This is a genomic window from Streptomyces sp. NPDC021212, from assembly GCF_044332925.1.
Taxonomy (GTDB): Bacteria; Actinomycetota; Actinomycetes; order Streptomycetales; family Streptomycetaceae; genus Streptomyces.
Genome location: NZ_JBIRPZ010000003.1, coordinates 229,592 through 250,299, shown reverse-complemented (window position 1 = coordinate 250,299; position 20,708 = coordinate 229,592). Strand labels below are relative to the sequence as shown.

General features: G+C 70.6%; 16 protein-coding genes. 7 read left to right on the top strand and 9 right to left on the bottom strand.

Going from position 1 to position 20,708, the window contains the following annotated elements; genetic code table 11:
* Positions 1–127: 127 nt before the first annotated feature.
* Positions 128–2,122 (bottom strand): ABC transporter family substrate-binding protein, encoded by a 1,995-nt coding sequence (locus ACH4SI_RS09355; protein WP_398294431.1) that lies wholly within the window; start codon positions 2,120–2,122, stop codon positions 128–130.
* A gap of 301 nt (positions 2,123–2,423) precedes the next feature.
* On the opposite strand from ACH4SI_RS09355, the gene ACH4SI_RS09350 reads away from it, so the two are divergent.
* The 4 genes from ACH4SI_RS09350 (at position 2,424) to ACH4SI_RS09335 (ending at position 6,403) form a co-directional block, all read left to right on the top strand.
* Positions 2,424–2,711: a hypothetical protein gene (locus ACH4SI_RS09350; protein WP_398294429.1), complete on the top strand. Its 288-nt coding sequence runs from the start codon at positions 2,424–2,426 to the stop codon at positions 2,709–2,711.
* Between the two features lie 79 nt (positions 2,712–2,790).
* On the top strand, positions 2,791–3,639 hold the full coding sequence (locus ACH4SI_RS09345) for a hypothetical protein (protein ID WP_398294427.1): 849 nt from the start codon (positions 2,791–2,793) through the stop codon (positions 3,637–3,639).
* Between the two features lie 17 nt (positions 3,640–3,656).
* Complete coding sequence (locus ACH4SI_RS09340) at positions 3,657–5,636, top strand: fumarate reductase/succinate dehydrogenase flavoprotein subunit (RefSeq protein WP_398294425.1); 1,980 nt, start codon at positions 3,657–3,659, stop codon at positions 5,634–5,636.
* Positions 5,633–6,403: a succinate dehydrogenase/fumarate reductase iron-sulfur subunit gene (locus tag ACH4SI_RS09335; protein ID WP_398294423.1), complete on the top strand. Its 771-nt coding sequence runs from the start codon at positions 5,633–5,635 to the stop codon at positions 6,401–6,403. The genes ACH4SI_RS09340 and ACH4SI_RS09335 overlap by 4 nt, the downstream gene beginning before the upstream one ends.
* A gap of 44 nt (positions 6,404–6,447) precedes the next feature.
* Here ACH4SI_RS09335 and ACH4SI_RS09330 read toward each other — a convergent pair whose 3' ends face one another.
* The 6 genes from ACH4SI_RS09330 to ACH4SI_RS09305 form a co-directional block, all read right to left on the bottom strand.
* Positions 6,448–9,123 carry a SpoIIE family protein phosphatase gene (locus tag ACH4SI_RS09330; protein WP_398294421.1) on the bottom strand — a complete coding sequence of 892 codons (2,676 nt, stop codon included), beginning with the start codon at positions 9,121–9,123 and terminating at the stop codon, positions 6,448–6,450.
* Between the two features lie 373 nt (positions 9,124–9,496).
* On the bottom strand, positions 9,497–9,916 hold the full coding sequence (locus ACH4SI_RS09325) for a (deoxy)nucleoside triphosphate pyrophosphohydrolase (RefSeq protein ID WP_398294419.1): 420 nt from the start codon (positions 9,914–9,916) through the stop codon (positions 9,497–9,499).
* Positions 9,917–10,068: 152 nt separating this feature from the next.
* The gene (locus ACH4SI_RS09320) at positions 10,069–10,254 is read right to left on the bottom strand and encodes an SPOR domain-containing protein (RefSeq protein WP_398294417.1); all 186 of its coding nucleotides are present in this window, start codon (positions 10,252–10,254) and stop codon (positions 10,069–10,071) included.
* A gap of 148 nt (positions 10,255–10,402) precedes the next feature.
* The gene (locus ACH4SI_RS09315; RefSeq protein ID WP_398294415.1) at positions 10,403–12,055 is read right to left on the bottom strand and encodes an APC family permease; all 1,653 of its coding nucleotides are present in this window, start codon (positions 12,053–12,055) and stop codon (positions 10,403–10,405) included.
* A gap of 389 nt (positions 12,056–12,444) precedes the next feature.
* Positions 12,445–14,169 carry a purine-cytosine permease family protein gene (locus ACH4SI_RS09310; RefSeq protein WP_398294413.1) on the bottom strand — a complete coding sequence of 575 codons (1,725 nt, stop codon included), beginning with the start codon at positions 14,167–14,169 and terminating at the stop codon, positions 12,445–12,447.
* Between the two features lie 159 nt (positions 14,170–14,328).
* The gene (locus ACH4SI_RS09305; RefSeq protein WP_398294411.1) at positions 14,329–15,081 is read right to left on the bottom strand and encodes a GntR family transcriptional regulator; all 753 of its coding nucleotides are present in this window, start codon (positions 15,079–15,081) and stop codon (positions 14,329–14,331) included.
* 201 nt (positions 15,082–15,282) lie between these two features.
* On the opposite strand from ACH4SI_RS09305, the gene ACH4SI_RS09300 reads away from it, so the two are divergent.
* Positions 15,283–16,671: a M1 family metallopeptidase gene (locus tag ACH4SI_RS09300; RefSeq protein WP_398294408.1), complete on the top strand. Its 1,389-nt coding sequence runs from the start codon at positions 15,283–15,285 to the stop codon at positions 16,669–16,671.
* Here ACH4SI_RS09300 and ACH4SI_RS09295 read toward each other — a convergent pair.
* Positions 16,628–16,996, bottom strand: coding sequence for a hypothetical protein (locus ACH4SI_RS09295; protein WP_398294406.1), 369 nt, complete (start codon positions 16,994–16,996; stop codon positions 16,628–16,630). The genes ACH4SI_RS09300 and ACH4SI_RS09295 overlap by 44 nt on opposite strands.
* 1,138 nt (positions 16,997–18,134) lie before the next feature.
* On the opposite strand from ACH4SI_RS09295, the gene ACH4SI_RS09290 reads away from it, so the two are divergent.
* Both ACH4SI_RS09290 and ACH4SI_RS09285 read left to right on the top strand, forming a co-directional pair.
* Positions 18,135–19,154 carry an arylsulfotransferase family protein gene (locus tag ACH4SI_RS09290; RefSeq protein ID WP_398294404.1) on the top strand — a complete coding sequence of 340 codons (1,020 nt, stop codon included), beginning with the start codon at positions 18,135–18,137 and terminating at the stop codon, positions 19,152–19,154.
* A 30-nt stretch (positions 19,155–19,184) separates the two neighbouring features.
* Positions 19,185–19,361, top strand: a complete 177-nt coding sequence (locus tag ACH4SI_RS09285) for a hypothetical protein (protein WP_398294402.1) — start codon at positions 19,185–19,187, stop codon at positions 19,359–19,361.
* Here ACH4SI_RS09285 and ACH4SI_RS09280 read toward each other — a convergent pair.
* Positions 19,358–20,383: an asparaginase gene (locus tag ACH4SI_RS09280; RefSeq protein ID WP_398294400.1), complete on the bottom strand. Its 1,026-nt coding sequence runs from the start codon at positions 20,381–20,383 to the stop codon at positions 19,358–19,360. The two genes, ACH4SI_RS09285 and ACH4SI_RS09280, sit on opposite strands and share 4 nt — an antisense overlap.
* Positions 20,384–20,708 lie beyond the last annotated feature (325 nt).

The window sequence follows — 20,708 nt, the reverse complement described above, 5'->3', positions numbered from 1 at the left end:
GCCTTTCTGCCGGGCTGCTTACGCCACGGCCTCACCCCATGGTAAGGGGACGGCGTGGGGACGGATGCCGCCACCCGTCCCCACGCCGTCCGCACACCCTCGGGCCCGCGCCCGCACGCTCTCGCGGCTACTTACGGAAGCCGATGTCCTGGTAGCGGGGGGTGGCGAAGCCGAACGCCCCGGCGTTGCCCACCGTCTTGCGGACCGCGACCAGCTGCGGCGGCTGGAAGAGCGGAATCGATCCGGCGGCCGCCCAGATCCGGGCGTCCGCCCGGCCGACCAGGGCGCGCGAGGCGCCGCCGTCCAGCTCGGAGAGCGCCTGGTCGAAGAGCTGGTCGATCTGGTCCGTACCGACCCGGGTGTAGTTCTGCTCCACCACCAGCGAGCCGTCCGCGGCCGGCTGGGGCTTGGCGTAGATCGGGCGGCCGTCGGTCGCCGGGTAGGCGGAGGCGGGCCAGGAGTAGAGGGCCAGGTCATACTTGCCGGTGGCGATGTGGTCCTTGAAGAAGGCGTCGCTCTTCACCTTGGTGATCTCGGTGCGGACGCCGATCCCCTCCAGCATCCGGCCGATGCGCTCGCCGACGGCGGGCAGCGAGCCGGCGCCGGAGTCGGACGGGACGACGAAGCGCAGCACGAGCGGCCGGCCCTTCTTCCGCACGACGGCCGGGCGGGAGCGTCCGGACCGGCCCGCGTCACCCGCCGCGGGGGCGGGACCCGCTGACTTGTCCGCCTTCGCCCCACCCGTGGCCGGGCTCGGCTCCCGTCCCCGGTCGTCCGTCTTGCCGTCGACCGACTTCTGGCGGGCGGACGAGCCGCTGGAGTGCCAGCCGGCGTCGGCGAGCAGGGACTGCGCGGCCTGGGCGTCGGTCCCGCCGAGGGCGCCGCTGTGGTCCTTGTACCCCTTCTGCTCGGACATCAGCAGATGGTTGCCGAGCGGCTCGGTGGGCAGCCCGAACGGCTTCAGGACCGACGTGGCGAGCGCGTCGCGGTCGATCGCGCGGGCCACCGCGCGGCGCACCCGCTCATCCGCGAGCGGGCCCTTGGTCCCGTTGATGGCGAGCTGGGTGTACGCGGGATCCAGCGCCTTGCGCAGGGTGTAGCGGCGCAGGGCCACCGTCTCGGACCGCCGGGTCCCCGGGGCCTTCTCGGCCTCCGCCCGGTCGCGGGTGGCGTCCGCGGCGTCCTGGGCGTGGGTCTCCAGCTTCGGCGCGCCCGCCTTGCCCGAGGGGTGCAGCTTGGCGCCGGCGGCCCCCTTCCCGGCGGGCGTCGCGGCCTGGATGCGGCGCGCCGTCGACCGGTCGACCTCGGCCATGTCGAGGGTCCCGTCGATCAGGGCCGCGGCCCGCTTCCTGGCCGGGACGGCCTCGAAGACCAGCCGGTTCAGCCGGGCCCGGTCGCCCCACCACCTGGGGTTCCGCACGAGGGTGACGGAGGTGTCCTTCACCTCGCGGACCGTGAAGGGGCCGGAGCTGACGGCGAGCCCCTTGCCGGCCCCCGCGTTGAAGACGGCCGGGTTGCTCATCACGCTCTTCGGGTACAGCGGCGTGAACAGCGACCGCCAGTCGGTGTACGGCTTGGCGAAGGTGACCTTGACCTCGTGGTCCTTCTCGCCGGGCTGGATCCTGGCGATGCGGTCGTATCCGGCGTTACGAGCGGTCCAGTAGGCGTTCTCCGTGCCGCGCAGCGCCTTCCACTGGGCGGAGAAGTCCTCCGCGCCGAGCGGGCGGCCGTCGCTCCACACCGCCTTGGGGTTGAGCTTGTAGACCACGACCTGCTTGGGCTCGCGCGAGACCACCTCGGCGGACTCCAGGTAGTCGCGGTTGAGCTGCGGGCGGCCGCGGGCGTCGAGGGTGTGGAGCGCGGGCAGCACCGCTCCGGCGACCCGCTCGGTGCCGGCGTCGGCGGAGGTCTGGAAGGCGTTGAAGGTCGCGGGCCGGGCGTCGAGCGCCCAGCGCAGCGTGCCGCCGGGGGCGGTCTGCATACGGGAGGCCGGGGCGATGTCCCGGGCCGCGGGCGACGGCGGGGCGTCGTCGTCATCGGAGCTGCACCCGATCAGCACGGGCAGCGGCAGCAGCACTCCCGCGGCGAGCAGCACGGCGCAGCGTCTCTTGTCGATGGACATGGCTCGTGACCTCCGGGGTGTGCCGGTATTAGGCGCATTTCGCACATTTTGACGCCTGTCGCATATACTCCTTACTCAAAGCGACGGATCATGAGACAGCACCCTCGGGACGGCCATGGAGGGGACAGGATCACCCGACCGGCTCCATTCGACCGGCGCGCACTCCGGCGCACGGCGGCGTGATCACGCCGGTGACTCCGCGAATCGCGGCAGATCCCTTCCCAACCAGGACTGTGACGCGTAACACTCGCTGTCTCGCATGAGCGCCGCCAACCGCAACCGCGGAAGTGAGGGCAAGTCAATGTCCTTGAACGACGACTTGACGGCCGTCCAACGCTGTCTCGACGACCTGGTCCGCTCCGTCACCCGGCTGGAAGACCGGGTCGGCGCCGGCGGACTGGAGATACGACGGGTCCGCACCGACGCGGACCACCTGCGCGAGAGTCTCGCCCTGCTGCGCGATACGGCCCCCGGCGCGGAGCGGCCGCGCCCCGAGATGGTTCCGGTCCCCGACGCGCCGTACAACAGCGCGCTGTGGTCGGACGTCGACGACGAGGGTCTCGGCGCGCGCGACCGTCACGCTCCATAAAAGGGGTCGCCCGGCGCGCGCCCGTACCGACGGGTCCGCACCCGACCGTCCCCCACACCACTCCACCGCGGAGTTTCCCTTGGCCACTGGCACCGACCCCCAAGCCGCCACGCCCCCATCCGACCGGGAAGCGGCCACGAGCGGCGTGCGCGGCCCCTCGCGCGCCGCCATCCCCGCCCGCCATCTGCGGACCGACCGCTGGTGGCTGGCGCCCGCGGTCACCGCCGCCGGGCTGTTCGCGTTCATCGTCTACTCGACCTGGCGGGCCTTCGCCGGGGACAACTACTACGCCGAGCCGTACGTCTCCCCGTTCTACTCGCCGTGCGTCGCGCAGAACTGCGTCCCCATGAAGGGCGGCGCGAACTGGGAGATCTTCGGCGCGTGGTGGGGCCTGTCCCCCGCCCTGCTGATCCTGATCTTCCCGCTCGGCTTCCGGCTGACCTGCTACTACTACCGCAAGGCGTACTACCGGGGCTTCTGGGCCTCACCACCGGCCTGCGCGGTCGCCGAGCCGCGCGCCAACTACACCGGCGAGACCCGCTTCCCGCTCATCCTGCAGAACATCCACCGCTACTTCTTCTACTTCGCGGTGATCGTCGCGGGGATCCTCACCTATGACACCGTCCTCGCCTTCCGGGACGAGCACGGCCGGTGGGGTCACATGGGCCTCGGCACCCTGGTGCTGCTCGCCAACATCGCGCTGATCTGGGCGTACACCCTCTCCTGCCACTCCTGCCGGCACATCGTCGGCGGCCGGCTCAAGCACTTCTCCCGGCATCCGGTGCGCTACCGGCTCTGGGGCTGGGTCAGCTCGCTCAATATGCGCCACATGCAGCTGGCCTGGGCGTCGCTGATCAGCGTCGCCGTCGCCGACTTCTATGTGTATCTGCTGGCGAGCGGCGCCTTCGACGACCCCCGGTTCTTCTAGGAGAGGTGCCTTCAACGATGACGCAAGTCGAACGGCAGGCCTGGGACGTGGTCGTGATCGGCGCGGGGGGCGCCGGGCTGCGGGCCGCGATCGAGGCACGCGAACAGGGCATGCGCTGCGCCGTCATCTGCAAGTCGCTCTTCGGCAAGGCCCATACGGTGATGGCCGAGGGCGGCATCGCCGCCAGCATGGGCAATGTCAACGCGGGCGACAACTGGCAGGTGCACTTCCGCGACACCATGCGCGGCGGCAAGTTCCTCAACCACTGGCGGATGGCCGAGCTGCACGCCCAGGAGGCCCCGGACCGGGTCTGGGAGCTGGAGACCTGGGGCGCGCTCTTCGACCGCACCCCGGACGGGCGGATCTCCCAGCGGAACTTCGGCGGCCATGAGTACCCGCGGCTCGCCCACGTCGGCGACCGCACAGGGCTGGAGCTGATCCGCACCCTCCAGCAGAAGATCGTCTCCCTCCAGCAGGAGGACAAGGCCGAGACCGGCGACTACGAGGCGCGGCTCAAGGTCTTCCAGGAGTGCACGGTCACCCGCATCGTCAAGGACGAGGCGGGCGAGCGGGTCGCCGGGGTCTTCGGATACGAGCGGGAGTCCGGCCGCTTCTTCGCGATCGAGGCCCCTGCCGTGGTGCTGGCCACCGGCGGCATCGGCAAGTCCTTCAAGGTGACCTCCAACTCCTGGGAGTACACCGGCGACGGCCACGCCCTCGCGCTGCTCGCCGGGGCCCCGCTGATCAACATGGAGTTCGTGCAGTTCCACCCGACCGGCATGGTCTGGCCGCCCTCGGTCAAGGGGATCCTCGTCACCGAGTCGGTGCGCGGGGACGGCGGGGTGCTGCGCAACAGCGAGGGCAAGCGCTTCATGTTCGACTACATTCCGGACGTCTTCAAGGAGAAGTACGCCCAGTCCGAGGACGAGGGCGACCGCTGGTACGAGGACCCGGACCACAACCGCCGCCCGCCCGAGCTGCTCCCCCGCGACGAGGTGGCCCGCGCCATCAACTCCGAGGTCAAGGCGGGCCGCGGCTCCCCGCACGGCGGCGTCTTCCTCGACGTCTCCACCCGGATGCCCGCCGAGGTGATCAAGCGGCGGCTGCCGTCGATGCACCACCAGTTCAAGGAGCTGGCCGACGTCGACATCACGGCCGAGCCCATGGAGGTCGGCCCCACCTGCCACTACGTGATGGGCGGGGTGGACGTCGACCCGGACACCGCGGCCGCGAACGGCGTCCCCGGCCTCTTCGCCGCGGGCGAGGTCGCCGGCGGGATGCACGGTTCCAACCGGCTCGGCGGCAACTCCCTCTCCGACCTGCTGGTCTTCGGCCGCCGCGCCGGACTGTACGCGGCCCGGTACGCCCAGGAGACCGCCGAGTCCGGCGCCCGTCCGGTGCCCGACGACGCCCAGCTGGACCTGGCGGCGGCCGAGGCGCTGCGGCCGTTCAGCGCCGAGGACGGCGACGTGCCGTCCGAGGGCGAGGAGGCGGCCGGCGGCCCGGCCGGTCCCGCCGAGAACCCGTACACGCTGCACCAGGAGCTGCAGCAGACCATGAACGACCTGGTGGGCATCATCAGGCGGGCCGGCGAGATGGAGGACGCGCTGCACCGGCTGGCGGCCCTGCGGGTACGGGCGCGGCGGGCCGGCGTCGAGGGCCACCGGCAGTTCAACCCCGGCTGGCACCTGGCCATCGACCTGCGCAACATGCTGCTGGTCAGCGAGTGCGTGGCGCGCGCCGCCCTGGAGCGCACCGAGAGCCGTGGCGGCCACACCCGCGACGACTGCCCCGAGATGGACCGCGAATGGCGCCGGGTCAACCTGGTCTGCCGCCTCTCCGACCCCTCGGCCGGTCTCGCCGCGCCGCCCGACCCCGGGCGCGGGCAGATCCGGCTGGAGCGGCGCGAGACGCCGCCCATCCGGCCCGATCTGCTGAACCTGTTCGAAAAGGACGAGCTGGTGAAGTACCTGACGGACGAGGAGCTGACCCGGTGAGCGCGTACGAGGCCCACTTCAGGGTGTGGCGGGGCGATGTGGAGGGCGGCGGTCTGCGGGACTTCCGCGTCGAGGTCAATGAGGGCGAAGTCGTTTTGGACATCGTCCACCGCCTCCAGGCGACCCAGGCACCGGACCTGGCGGTCCGCTGGAACTGCAAGGCGGGCAAATGCGGATCGTGCAGCGCCGAGGTCAACGGACGACCGCGGCTGCTGTGCATGACGCGGATGTCGGTTTTCGGCCGCGACGAGACGATCACGCTGACGCCGCTGCGGGCCTTCCCGGTCGTGCGTGACCTGGTCACGGACGTGTCCTTCAACTACACCAAGGCCCGTGAGGTGCCGTCCTTCGTCCCGCCGGAGGGGCTGGGGCCGGGCGAGTACCGGATGCAGCAGGAGGACGTGGGGCGCTCGCAGGAGTTCCGTAAGTGCATCGAGTGCTTCCTGTGCCAGGACACCTGCCATGTGCTGCGCGACTTCGAGCAGAACAAGGAGGCCTTCGCGGGCCCGCGGTTCCTGATGCGGGTGTCCGAGCTGGACATGCATCCGCTGGACGCGGCGGGCGAGGCCGGGATCGACCGCAAGCGGGCGGCCCAGGACGAGCACGGGCTCGGGTACTGCAACATCACCAAGTGCTGCACGGAGGTCTGCCCCGAGGGGATCAAGATCACCGACAATGCGCTGATCCCGCTCAAGGAGCGGGCCGTGGACCGCAAGTACGACCCGCTGGTCTGGCTGGGCAACAAGATCCGCCGCCGGGAGGGGTAGCAGTCCGGTCGCGGGCCCGCTTCCTGCGGGCCCGCGGCCGTCCCTCACCAGAGGCTGAGCAGCGCTTCCACCGAGTCCGGGCCCGAGGACTCGCCGTCCGGGAGGGCCAGCTCGAACCAGACCGTCTTGCCGTGCGGGGTGCGGCGGCTGCCCCAGCCGGCGCTGAGGAGGCCGACCAGCTGCAGCCCGCGGCCGCCCTCGTCGGTGTCGCGGGCGCGCCGCCGCCGCGGCTGGACCAGGTTGCCGTCCCAGACCTCGCACACCAGCGTCCGGTCCAGCAGCAGCCGTAGCCGTATCTCGCCCTCCCCGTACCGCAGCGCGTTGGTCACCAGCTCGCTGACCAGCAGCTCGGTGGTGTCGGCCAGGCCGTCCATGCCCCAGGACTCCAGCGCCTCACGGGCCAGTTCCCTGGCCTTGCCGACCGACTGCGGGTCGCTGGGCAGCTCCCAGTCGCCGACCGCGTCGGACGGCAGTCCCTGCACCCGGGCCATGAGCAGGGCGATGTCGTCCTCGCCGTGGTGGGTGTCGAGGCGGCTGAGGACGTGGTCGCAGACGTCCTCCAGCGAGCCGTCCGTCCGGTCGGCGCCCTCGTGCGTGGACAGCGCGGTACGGAGGTCCTGGAGCCCCTCGTCCAGGGCGTGGTCGCGGGATTCGACGAGGCCGTCGGTGTAGAGGGCCAGCAGCGCGCCGTCCGGCAGCTCGACCTCGATCTCCTCGAAGGGCTCGCCGCCGACCCCGAGCGGCATCCCCGGCGGCACCTCCATCAGCAGGGCGCCCTCCCCCGGCTCGACCAGGGCGGGCGGCAGATGGCCCGCGTTGGCGAAGGTGCAGCGCCGGGTGACCGGGTCGTAGACGGCGTACACACAGGTGGCGAGGTAGACCTCGGACAGGTCGGAGGAGCCGTCGGACCGCCCCTTGGCCCGGGCGCCGGCGTTCGAGCCGCCGGGCGCGCCCAGCCCCCGGGCGATCTCGTCCAGCGCGGACAGCACCTCGGCGGGCTCCAGGTCCAGCAGGGCGAGGGTGCGGACGGCGGTGCGCAGCTCGCCCATCGCGACGGCGGCCCGCAGGCCCCGCCCCATCACGTCGCCGACCACCAGCGCGGTGCGGTGCCCGGGCAATTCGATGACGTCGAACCAGTCGCCGCCCACCTCGGTGGCCGCGTTGCCCGGCAGATAGCGGCAGGCGATGTCGAGCCCGGCGGCCTCCGGGTCGCCGGGCGGGAGCAGGCTGCGCTGCAGTATCAGCGCGCGCTCGTGTTCTCTGCGGTAGAGCCGGGCGTTGTCGATGGAGACTGCGGCGCGGGCGGCCAGTTCGACGGCGAGCGCCCGGTCCCGCTCGCCGAAGGGTTCGCTGCCCTTCGTACGGGAGAACTGGGCGAGGCCGACGACGGTGTCGCGGGCGACCATGGGCACCAGGAGGGTGGACTGCAGGATGGCGCCGAGTTCCAGGCTCTCGCCGCTGTCGCGGCCGGTGACGACCCGGACCTGGGCGGTGCGCAGGGCGTGGGCGCACAGCGAGTGGAACGGGTAGCGGTGCACCTCGCCGACCTCGATGGGCTTGGGCAGCTCGCCCTGGCCGCTGTCGTCGGTGCGGTAGACGTCGCCGAAGGCGACGGGGCCGTCCGAGACGGCGCTGGCGAAGGCGACGCGGCGCAGCTCGGCGCTGCCGTCGGCGAGCCCGGGCGGGGTCTCGTCGCCGGACAGCAGCCCCTGGTAGAGGTCGACGGAGGCCAGGTCGCAGAACTGCGGGACGGCCACGTCGAGGAGTTCGCGGGCGGTGGTCTCCAGGTCCAGCGAGGTGCCTATTCGGGCCCCGGCCTCGTTCAGCAGCGCCAGGTTGCGACGTACGCCCGCGGCCTCCTGCTCGGCGCGGCGGCGGCCGGTGACGTCGGTGGCGAGCCCGGCGACGCCGATGGGGCGGCCCGATCCGCTGTGCAGCCGGTACAGCGACACCGACCAGCGGCGGCGGTCGTGGCCGCCGGGGACGGGACCCATGATCGGCATGTCCGTCAGGGACTGTCCGGTGTCCACGACTTGGCGCAGGGCGGCGGCGAGCCGGTCGGCCTCGCCCCGGGGCAGCAGATCGTGCGCGGTCGCGCCGCGGTACTCCTCGACCGGGCGGCCGAAAACCGTCGCAAAGCGCTCGTTGACCCGAAGCATGCGCAAATCTGTACCGAAGAGAAAGAAACCAAGCGGAGATTGACCGAAAACGGCCTGTGAGGCGGCAAGATCCGTTTCCAGCCCGCGCAGGGCGCTCACATCGACGGCGATACAGAGCGCGGTGCGCTCCCCGTCCTCGTCCTGGCTCGGCATCACATACACCTCGGCGATGCCGACTTCGCCGGGCGCCTGGGGGCTGCGGTAGGGGACCAGCCCGGTCCACTCCCGGCCGTCCAGGATGTCGGCGACCTTGCGGCGGCCGGTCTCCCGCAGCTCAGCCGGCATGAAGGCGTCCACCGGGTCCTGGCCGACGGCCTGGGACGCCGTCAGCCCCAGCAGCTCCGCGGCGCGTTCGCTCCATTGCGTGATGCGGCCGTCGGACCCGAGCGAGAAGGAGGCGATGCGGATGTAGTCGTAGATCGATCCGGGCGGACTGCTCTGCCACACATCGGACACCGAGCCCGACACCCATCCCGACATCGATGACATTTGCGACACTGGCGACACCTGCGAACCAACCGTCGACTCGGGGATATCCGCCCCCGCTGGCTTCTCGCTCATGCGCCCGTCCCCTCCGGCTCAGGTGCTCCGACCGGCTACAGATAGCCGAGTATCCAGCACCACGGCCATCCGGAGTACGGTCTTCACGATCACAGCACTATCTCAGCCCGCAATCCGTTTCCGTCCCGGCTTTTGATGAAGCGCTCAAGATCAGCGCTCCCCCTCACTCCTAACCGGGGAGAGGCAGCTCGAACCACACCGATTTTCCGGACCGGTCCCGCCGGGTCCCCCGGCGCAGCGCGGCGCGCCGTTTTCGCGACGGGCGTACACGCGCGGCCCGATCGGGCCACTCGCGTACCGCAGGGCGTTCACCTCTGCTTCAGCTGAGGGAGGGGTCGATTCCCGGCCGCCGCACAGCCGGCGCCGGAGGGGTTCAGCGGGCGCGCGGAGGGAGGTGTTCCACGGCGCGCAGCCGACGGACCGCCTCCGCCACCGCAGGCCGGTCCTCATCCAGCCAGTCGACCTCGTCCACCCGGTCGGGGGTGAGCCAGCGCAGCTCGTCGTGGTCCTCCAGCGGACGCGGCTCGCCGGAGCGCAGCGCGGCGGTCCACACCCGCAGGACATAGCCGGGCTTCAGCGGCCATTCGCCGGGCAGCGGCTCCAACGGCTCGACCTCGACGCCCAGTTCCTCGCGCAGCTCCCGCACCAGGGCCTGCGGCGGGGTCTCACCGGGCTCCGCCTTGCCGCCGGGCAGCTCCCAGCGCCCGGCCAGCTCGGGCGGGGCGCTGCGCCGCGCGGCCAGCAGCCGCCCCCGGTCGAACACCGCTCCGCCCACCACCACGCGCACCGTCATGCCGGCACTCTAGACACCCCTGTTGAGTGCCGCACAGAGCCCGGCGGGCCGGAGTCTCCCGCCCGGACGAACGGGAGACTCCGGCCCGCCGGCAGCGAGGCCTCTTACGTGTCGGGGCTGTTTTTACGTGGTGTACGGGCATACGGGCGGCGTCAGCCGGACTGCCCGGTCGCGGCGGTCCGCTCGACGACGTAGAGCTGTTCCTGCCCCTGGCCGTCGAGCCGGTCGGCGACCTCCTGGGCCTCCGTACGCGTGGCGTAGCGGCCGACGCGATAGCGGTTGCCGTTGCCGTCCTGACGGATGACGAGCCATGGCAGCACGCTGTTGCCGTCACTCATCTCTCCGCCCCCTCCGTTGTGGCGCACCCGGGCACGCGTCTGGGCGACACCGTTAAGGAATTCCCGTTCCGCATATGCCCGAGCCTACGCCCTACCTTCACGCAGCGGATACGTGTTCTCACAACGAGGCACGCATCCGGCCACGCCCTCAACGGCGCGTGGAGACAGCCTCCCGGTCCGCCTCGCCGGTCAGGTCCTCTTCCGTGGTGTCGGCCAGTTCGCGCTCGGCCTGCAGGAGCGAGGGATTGCGCCATGCGCTGCGGACGCCCCAGACGTAGAAACCGAGGGCGATGAGGGTGACGACCAGGATGTCCCAGCCCTCGGGCAGATAGCCCTGGCCGCCGAACTCCTTGCCGCCTGCCCACGACACCCCGGCCATGACCAGCAGGTACGCCACCATCCAGGCACCGGCCAGCAGATGCGGCTTCAGCTCGGCCCACGGCTTGCGCAGCTCGTACCAGGCCCAGATCGGCAGGCCGATCGCCATGATGAAGATGACCTTGCCGGTGAGCGGCCAGCGGGCCCAGTAGAGGACGAGCGAGCCGAAGACCATCGCGATCGGCGCGATGACCGGCATCGTGCGCAGCTTCACCGGACGCGGCAGGTCCGGTGAGAGGCGGCGCAGCGACATCACGGCCACGGGGCCGGTGATGTACGAGATGACGGTCGCCACGGAGACGATCTCGGCCAGCGAGCCCCAGCCGCGGAAGACCGCGAGGAACGCGAAGGCGATCACCAGGTTGAGCACCAGCGCCGGGCGCGGAATGCCGGTCTTCGGGTCGACCTTGCCGAAGACGCCGGGCAGGTGGCCGTTCTCCTGGACGCCCTGGACCATGCGGGAGGTGGTGGCCGCGTAGATCATGCCGGTGCCGGACGGGGAGACGAAGGCGTCCGCGTACAGCAGCAGCGCCAGCCAGTTCAGCCCCCAGGCGAGGGAGAGGTCGGCGAGCGGGGAGTTGTACGACAGCTTGGCCCAGCCGCCGTGCGCGAGGTCGGCCGCCGGAACGGCGGTCAGGAACGCGATCTGCAGGGCTACGTAGATCACCAGCGCGATGAGGATGGAGCTGATGACGGCCTTGGGCAGCGACTTGCCCGGGTTGCGGGCCTCGCCCGCCATGTTGAGCGGCGACTGGAAGCCGTTGTACGCCCAGACGATGCCGGAGACGGCGACGGCGGTGAACACCGAGTTCCAGCCATTCGGCGTGAAGCCGCCGTTGCCGGTGACGTTGCCGGTGTCGAAGTGCGACAGCAGCAGGGCGCCCGCGGTGAGCGAGGGCACGACGACCTTGAAGACGGTGATCGCGGTGTTGGTCTTCGCGAAGAGGGTGATCGCGAACCAGTTGAGGAAGAAGTAGAAGACGAGCAGCACGGACGCGAGCGCGACACCGCTGCCGGTCAGCTCCTTCCCGTCGTACAGCGCCTTGGCCCAGCCGAAGTCCCAGGAGCTCATGTACTGGACGGACGCGGTCGCCTCACCGGGGATGACGGAGACGATCGCGATCCAGTTGGCCCAGGCCGCCAGATAGCCGGCCAGCGAGCCGTGCGAGTACTGGCCGTACCGCACCATGCCGCCGGCCTTGGGGAACATCGAACCGAGTTCGGAGTACGTCAGGGCGATGGTCAGGGCGACCGCCGCGCCGATCACCCAGGCAAAGATGGCCGCCGGACCCGCCAGCGCCGCGGCCCGCGCGGCGCCGAAGAGCCAGCCGGAGCCAATGATCGAACCGAGACCCACCGCGGTGAGGGCCACCGTGCCGAGTGACCGTTTGTAATGCGAGTGGGAACCCTGCTCCGTGCTCAACGCCCCTCACGCTCCTTTCGCCCCCCAGACCTATGCAAACGCGCGCCATCGTACAAGCGAAATAAGGGTGTGCTTTACGGGTTTGAGGTCGATCTGAGCAACCGGCGAGCACATGTGATCTACGCAACACGGCATGGGGTATCGAACGAAGTCTCGCTGGCCAGACGGTACGGATCGACCGGAGGGCGACACCCCTCACCAGGGCCGCCATTCCGCTGTGATATCGCCGAATGCGCCCGATTCGGCATAGCCGTTGGCATCGATTCCGAGGCATGGGTTTTGAATAGCGAGGGACGGGGAAGAAGGCGCCACCAACGAACCGACAAGCTCAAATCCGGCTCAAGTTGGCTGCGGACAAAGAAAGACCGGCCGAATAAATTACCGGCCTTTTACTCGCCACTCGCGCGCACGGTCGACACCGCCGACACCGTCGGTACCGGCAGCAGCACCGGCGCCGCGCCCCGCGGGTCCTTGCGGCAGACGTCGCCGCACTCGGCGTCCAGCGAGCAGCACAGCGAGCAGACCGCCCCGGCCCGCACTGGGCAGTCGGCGATGTCCGGCAGCTCGTACGCCGTCTCACACTCCGCACAGGTGTGGAGGGCGGTGACGTCCGGCACCTCCACCCCCGGCCCGTTCACCGGGTTCGGCCGGGCCAGGTAGTAACGCCCCCGGGTGAGCCAGGCCAGCAGCGGGCTGAGCACCAGCGCCAGGCCGCACGCGATGAAGGTGGAGAACGCCTCGGCCACCTGCCCGAACACCCCGAAGAAGGCGATGATCGAAACCGTCGAGGCCATCACCATCGCGCCGAACCCCGCCGGGTTCACCGGGTACAGATACGCACGCTTGAACTCGATGTACTTCGGGCTCAGCCCCAGCGGCTTGTTGATCACCAGATCGGCGGTGACCGCCGCGATCCAGGCGATGCCGACGTTGGAGTAGAAGCCCAGCAGCTTGTTGAGCGCCGCGAACATGTTCATCTCCATCAGCGCCAGCGCGATGGCGAGGTTGAGGAAGATGTACCAGACCCGGCCCGGATGACGATGAGTCACCCGGGAGAAGAAGTTGGACCAGGACAGCGAGCCGCTGTAGGCGTTGGTCACATTGATCTTGATCTGGGACACCACGACGAACAGCGCGGCGGCCGGCAGCGCTACCGAACCGAGCCAGGGCTTCAGCGCCTCGATCTGCGGGGCGATGGGCTCCAGGGCATGGGTCGTACCGACCGCGCCGAGCGCCACGAAGGCCAGGAACGCGCCGCCGAGTTGCTTGGCCGCGCCGATCACCACCCAGCCGGGCCCGGCGGCCAGCACCGCCAGGTTCCAGCGCCGCCGGTTCTGCTCGGTCTTGGCGGGCATGAAGCGCAGATAGTCGGCCTGCTCACCGATCTGGGCGATCAGCGAGAGCGCCACGCCGGTGCCGAGCCCGTACCCGATCCAGTCGAACCCGGAGCCCGCCCCCTCAGTACCCCCGAAGGAGGCGAAGGAGGCCCAGGCGTCCGGCCGCTCGAAGGCGAGCACCACGAACGGCAGCACCAGCCCGATCAGCCACAGCGGCTGGGTCCACGCCTGCACCTTGGCGAGCGCGCCCATCCCGCGGAACACGATCGGGATGACGATCAGCGTGGTGATCAGATAGCCGATCGGGAGCGGGATGTGGAGGGCCTGATGCATGGCCTGCGCCATGATCGAGCCCTCCAGCGCGAAGAAAATGAAGGTGAAGCTCGCATAGATGAGCGAGGTCAGAGTCGATCCGAAGTAGCCGAACCCGGCACCACGGGTGATCAGATCCATGTCCAGCCCGTAGGTCGCGCAGGCGCGCGCGATCGGGATACCGGTCAGGAAGATGATCGTCGCCGCGGTGAGGATCGAGGCGAGACCGCTGGTGAAGCCGTACGTGAAGACGATGGACGCGCCGATCGCGAAGTCGGCGAGATAGGCGATGCCGCCGAGCGCCGTCGACGCGACCATGGTCGGCGACCAGCGGCGGTAGGAGTGCGGCGCGTAGCGCAGCGAATAGTCCTCGCGGCTCTCGTCGGCGGCGAGCCGGGCGTAACTGCGCCGCGGCGCGCGGGCGTCCGTCGAGCCCGTCTGCTCGGGTGTCACCGTGTCCGTCATGGCGGCTTCCCCTGTCGTTCGGCGCGTGAGCGGTACGCCAGAGGAAGCTAGGCCGGTCACATGTCAGCGCTCGCGAGGCGGCGTTGCCGGCCCGTTACGGCGAAGGGGCGGACGTAAACTCGTGGTCACACCCACTCGTTGGGGCGCCGCGGACCGGCGTCACTTCACCGGCAGGTGGTACGCGACCCGGTAGCGCTCGGCCAGCGTCACCACGTCCGCCGTCTCCACCGGGCGGCCCCCGGCGAAGTACGTACGGGAGATGACGAGCACCACATGGCCCGGCACCCCGCCGAGCGCCAGCACCTCCTCGGCGAGGCCCGGACGGGCCCCGACCTCCTCCGCCACGTTGTCCACCACCACGTCGACGGCCGCCATCCGGTCGACCACGCCGCGCCCGGCCAGCGGCCCGTCCTCGGGCAGCATCACGGGGGTGCGGCCGGTGACGGCGAGCGGCTCCCAGGACGTGGAGAGCATCACCGGCTCGCCCGCCGCCCGGAAGAGATACCGGGTGCGCATGACGCGCTCCCCCGGCTCGACCCGCAGCCGCTCGGCGATCTCCGGGCTCGCCCCCTCCTGCTCGCTCGCGGACTCCCAGGTGGCGCTGACCCGGTCGTCACCCTGCTCCTGCCGGAACGGGCTGGAGTCGCCCCGGGCGTGATAGCCGGTGCGCATCAGACGGCGCGGGACGGGCTGCTCCCGGACGTACGTACCCGACCCGGAGCGGCCCTCGACGAGGCCCTCGGCCATCAGCACCTTGCGGGCTTCGAGGGCGACGGTGTCGGACACTCCGTATTCCTCGCGGATCCGCGCCTGGGAGGGGAGGCGGGCATGCGGTGGCAGATCGCCCGCGACGATCTTCTTGCGGAGCTCGTCGGCGACGCGGAGGTATGCGGGCTGGTCACCAAAGGCCACGTGCACTCCCAGGTGGTTGACAATCAGCAACAGCTTGACAACCGTCGGTTGCCAATCGCAACTGACGGCCAGAGCTTCACTAGAAGTGGTGAACTGCAGTTCGGAGACGTTTATATCGACAGGGATCCGGTTCACCCGTTTTGATGGCGATCATCAGCCCGCACCGGCCCGAATCCGCAGGCCACCCACCCGAGGAGAACCGTGCCCCAGCGACCCGCGCACCTCTTCCTGGGCGCCCTGCTCCTGCTCCTGTCCACGTCTTGCACCGGCCACGACGCCGGAGCGCGACCGGGGGCGGCGGGCGTGGGCGACCCCCTCTTCCCGAAGCTGGGCAACGGCGGCTACGACGTCACCCACTACCGCCTCACCCTCGACTACACGCCCGGCACCCACCGGCTGCGCGGCACCGCCCGGATCACCGCCCGCGCCACCCGGGCGCTCAGCTCCTTCCACCTCGACCTCGCGGGACTGCACGTCCGCGACACCACCGTGAACGGCCGCCCCGCCCGCGCCTCCCGCGACGGCACCGAACTGACCCTCACCCCCGCCACCGCCCTCCCCGAGGACCGCACCTTCACGGCCACCGTCGTCTACGACGGCGAGCCGAAGACCCTCACCGACCCCGACGGCTCCCAGGAGGGCTGGCTCCGGAACGCCGACGGCGCGGTCGGGCTCGGCGAACCGACCGGCTCCATGACCTGGTTCCCCGGCAACAACCACCCCTCCGACAAGGCCGCCTACGACATCACCGTCACCGTCCCCCGCGGCTACACGGCCGTCTCCAACGGCGAACTCACCCGCCGCGACACCCACGACGGCCGCACCACCCACCGCTGGCGCACCCGCGAACCCATGGCCAGCTACCTGGCCACCGTCGCCATCGGCCGCTTCGAGATCCACACCACCACCGCCGGCGGCCTCCCCCAGTACGTCGCCGTGGACCCCGCCGAGGCCGGCGCCTCCCGCAAGGTCCCCGGCCGGATCACCAGGATCACCGCCTGGGAGCGCCGCACCTTCGGCCCCTACCCCTTCTCCTCCACCGGCGCCATCGTCGGCCATCTCCCCCACCTCGGCTACGCCCTGGAAACCCAGACCAAGCCCTACTTCGCCGCCGCCCCCGACCAGCGCCTGATCGTCCACGAACTGGCCCACCAGTGGTTCGGCAACTCGGTCACGCCGCGCTCCTGGAAGGACATGTGGCTCAACGAGGGCTTCGCCACCTACGCCGAGTGGCTCTGGACCGAACAACACCACGGCCGCACCGCCCAGCAGACCTTCGACGACTTCTACGACGGCACGGACGACGAGAGCGACGGCATCTGGTCCTTCCCACCCGCCGCCCCGCCCTCCTCCGGCCGCGTCTCCGACCCACCCGTCTACGGCCGCGCCGCGATGGCCCTCCACCAGCTCCGCACCACCGTCGGCGACCGCACCTTCTTCCGCATCCTCCGCACCTGGCTGAAGGACCACCGCCACGGCAACGCCGACACGAAGCAGTTCACCACCCTCGCCGAGCGCCTGTCCGGCAAGGACCTCGGCAAGCTCTTCACCACCTGGCTGTACGCCAAGGGCAAGCCGCCGAGGCCATGACGCCCCGCCGCGTCCTGGTGAAGTAGATGGTTTCCGCGTTGGCGAAGACGAGCTGGTCCACCTGGTGGTCGGTCGGCGGAAGCCCGGATCGGGCGGCGGTCTCGATGTCGCGCCACAGGATCCTGCTCATGGCGGGGATATCGGGCACCGGGGCAAGAGTGATCGTGCCACGGTAATCAAGGCGGGGATCCGCCTGCTTCGCGGTGCCGGAGTAGTAGGTGGCGGCAAGGGCCGCGAATCCGCCTTCCGACCAGCCGGCCGGGGCCCACTTCCCGGACAGCGCGTCTCCGAGATCTCGCTGGGCGGCGACGGCGGCGTAAATCATCGAGTTTCCCTCAGCAGGCGGCATTGGGTCCGTCGGCCCATTTTCCGTGTTCCTCGAGCTGGACGCTCGGGGCGCATTGTGGCGCCCAACCCACCGTTCCGTGCCCCCACACGAGAAGTGGCCGGCCACCTGCCGGAGGCGCCCCCTTGGGCACGAAGAGCATGGCCGTGGCATTGATCTGCTGCCCCCGGATGCCCGGCATGCGGTAAACGAGCAGGGTGCCGTCGGCCACCGCGGATATCTCCCGGGGCGTATTGCGCAAGGGGGTGGGAGTGCCCACCACGTCTCCATTGCCCGTCGCCCCCGTGGGCCCGTCATATCTCTCCGCGTGGACGGTGATCCCTGCGGTGAGCAGAACCACCAGCATTTCGCAGCAGCACCATTCGGTGGATTCCCCGAGTGCGTCCGGCTGGTTCGGTCATATCCCTGACCCCGCCTCTCGGCACTTTCTGAACGACGGTAGGCATCGGGATTGGGCCGCGCGCCGGAGTGCGGCCCTCTGGGCCATTCGGGCGGCTCCGCCGCGTCCGCCCGGGTGTGGTGGCCGTCCGAACGGCCCACCGGAGTGGCGTCCAGCGGATCCTGTCCGGCCGCGATACCTACCGTCACCGGAGAGCGGATCATCGCGCCTCGCTCCGGCAGGGGCGCCCGGGCACCAGGGAGATCGGCAATGGCGGCGCAGACGATGTGGGATCTCAGCACGAGAAAGGAGATCACCCGCGGCGTGTCGGTGAGCGTGGTCGCCCTGGCATTCCTCGGCGCGAGTTGTCCGCCGGCCCCTACGACGGGTTCGCGCGGGACCACTTCTCACGTGTGCGCGACGGAACCCGCCCCGCCGGCGGGGCATTCCAGCAGGGCGCGCGGTACGACCCCGGGAGGGATGCGTGGAACTTCGTCACGGCGCCACGCCTCCATCCCATGCGGGTCACCGTGACCCAGCGCACACCGGGAACGGCGCCGGGAAAGATCTTCGTCGCGGCCGTACAGCACGGGCACGGTAGTCGGCTAGACGGGATCGCTGATCGTCGACAATCCGGGAAACCCGGTCTGGTTCCGCCCACTCTCCTCCCCACACCTCCAGAACGCCGACTTCAAGGTTCAGACCTATCGCAATCCACGGACCGGGAAGACGCAGCCGGTGCTGACCTGGTGGCAGGGGTCCATCGCCATTCCGCCGACCTATACGAATCTGCCCTCCGGCGCACCCGAACCGGGTGGGTGCTACTACATCTACGACTCCCACTATCGCCTGCTCAGGACGGTTTTCGCGCATCACGGATTTTATCCGGACGAGCATGAATTCCTGCTGACCCGCAGGGGCACCGCACTGTTCCTCGCGTCCAAGCCGGTTCCCCTGGATCTCACCCCCTACGGGGGCCCGAAACACGGAAAAATCCTGGACAGCCAAACCCAGGAGGTCGACCTCACCACGGGAAGGCTGCTCTTCTCCTGGGACGCGCTGCGGCACATCGACCCCGCCGATTCCCACGTGTCGGCCTCCGATACGTCGGCGTCCGGCGGAGTGTGGGACGCCTACCATCTGAACTCGATCGACGAGGATCCGGACGGCCGACTGCTGGTCTCGTCCCGCAACATGTGGGCGGTCTACGACATCGCCAAGAGCACAGGGAAGATCCGCTGGCAACTCGGCGGCAGGAAGAGTGATTTCACCTTCGGCCGGAATGCCCACTTCTTCTGGCAACACGACGCGAGATTCCGGCCGGGGAACCGGATCAGCATGTTCGACGACGGATGCTGCAACCAACCGGGCGGCGCGCCCGAGCAGAAGTCGCACGGCCTGATCCTCGACCTCGACTTCCGCCACCCCAGGGCGAAGGTCGCGAGGGCCTACTACCATCAGCCGCCGTTGTTCGCGGCATCGCAGGGCAACACCCAGGCGCTGCCCAACGGCAACGAATTCGTCGGGTGGGGCCAGACTTCCTACTATTCCGAGTTCGCGGGGGCGGGGAACTCGGAGCGCCACGCCTCGCGCGGCCTGCTCTACGACGTCCGGATGCCGGGCTCGAACATCTCGTACCGCGCCTTCCGCAACGCCTGGGTCGGCACCCCCTACTACCGGCCGAGTGCGGCGGCGCGGACCGCCGGAGGGCACACGGCGCGGACCGCCGGAGGGCACAGCACCGTCTACGCCTCCTAGAACGGATCGACGCAGACGAGAGCGTGGCGGGTGCTGGCCGGGCCGAACTCCCGGTCCCTGTCGGTGGTCGTCGGGCATGCCCGGCGGACCGGCTTCGAGACGGCCGTCACGACGCCCGCCCCGGGTCCGTACTTCCAGGTGAAGTCCCTGGACGCGGCGGGGAAGGTCCTGAGGGCGTCCAGGGTGGTGAAGCGCGACGAGCGCTAGCAGCCGCGCCGGGCGATGGCGGCGAAGGTCTCGGCGATGCGGGTTCGGTCGTGGCAGCCGGTGGCGAGGAGGCGGAGGAGGAGCAGGCGGGCCTTGTACGGGCTGAGGTCGCCGCCGGCGATCAGCCCGCCGGCGAGGAGGTCCCGCTCGGAGCCCGGGTAGCTGTAGGTGCGGGTGAGTACGGGGCCGTTGCCGATGCGGGAGGTGAGGACGACGGGCACCTGATCCGCGAGCCTGCGGAGCCTGGGGACCAGCCATTCGGGAACGTGCCCTGCGCCGAGGGCCGCGAGGACGAGCCCGTCACACCGACCTTCCAGCAGGTCCAGTTGGGTGCCGTCGTCCCCGAAGGCCACGGTGTGCAGCGCGACGCGCACCGGGCGCGGGTCCGCCGTCGCGCCGATGCCGGCGGGGACGACGGTCCTGTGGGGCAGTCGCTGATGCAGCCTCACCCGCCCCTCGGCCACCAGTCCGAGAGGGCCGGAGCCGGGTGAGGTGAAGGCGGCGGGGCTGGTCGTGTGGCTCTTCTGGACCGTTCGCGCGGCGTGCACCTCGTCGCCGAGGACGACGACGCAGCCCGCCCCCCGCAGCCACGGCCCGGCGGCCGCGATGACGGCGGCGTACAGGTTGGCCGGTCCGTCGGGGCCGGCCTTGGTCGCGTCGCGCATCGCTCCGGTGAAGACGACCGGCTCCTCGCCCTGGTGCAGCAGGTCGAGGTAGAAGGCCGTCTCCTCCACGGTGTCCGTGCCCTGGACGACCACCACGCCGTCCACCCGCCCGGAGTCCAGCTCCGCTCCGATCGCGGCATGGAGCGCGTCGAGGTCCGGCAGCGACAGTGAGGCGCTGGGCAGACGCCGGAAGTCGTGGACGCGCAGCTCGACCCCCAAGGCGTCCAGCCCGCTCACGTCTCGCAGGAGCTGCTCCGCCGCCAGGGCGGGGGTCAGCCCACCGGTCAGGGGATCCGCGGTGGTGGCGATGGTGCCGCCGAGGGCGAAGACGGCGACCTTCCGGCCGGTCAGTGACATGGCGTTCCTCAGATCGGTGGCGAAGAGCTGTGGACAGTCAAGCGAACGACGGCCGCTCAGCCGTCACGGGGAGTGCCGGCCCCCAGAAGCAAGGGGATCTCCGTGCGCGCCGCCGCGACGGCCGTGGCGCCCAGGTGTCCGGGCGACCGCAGGGCCGGGTTATCAGCCGGCGGGCGTCGGACAGGTCTCCCCCCCCCTGGCCTGGCGGAGGCGGCGAGCCGTACGGCCGTCGGGCATGAGAAGGGGGTCCGACCCCGAAGGATCAGACCCCCTGCGACCTGCGTGTTCGCCAGAACGCTGACGCGGTGCCACCGCCGTCGTCACA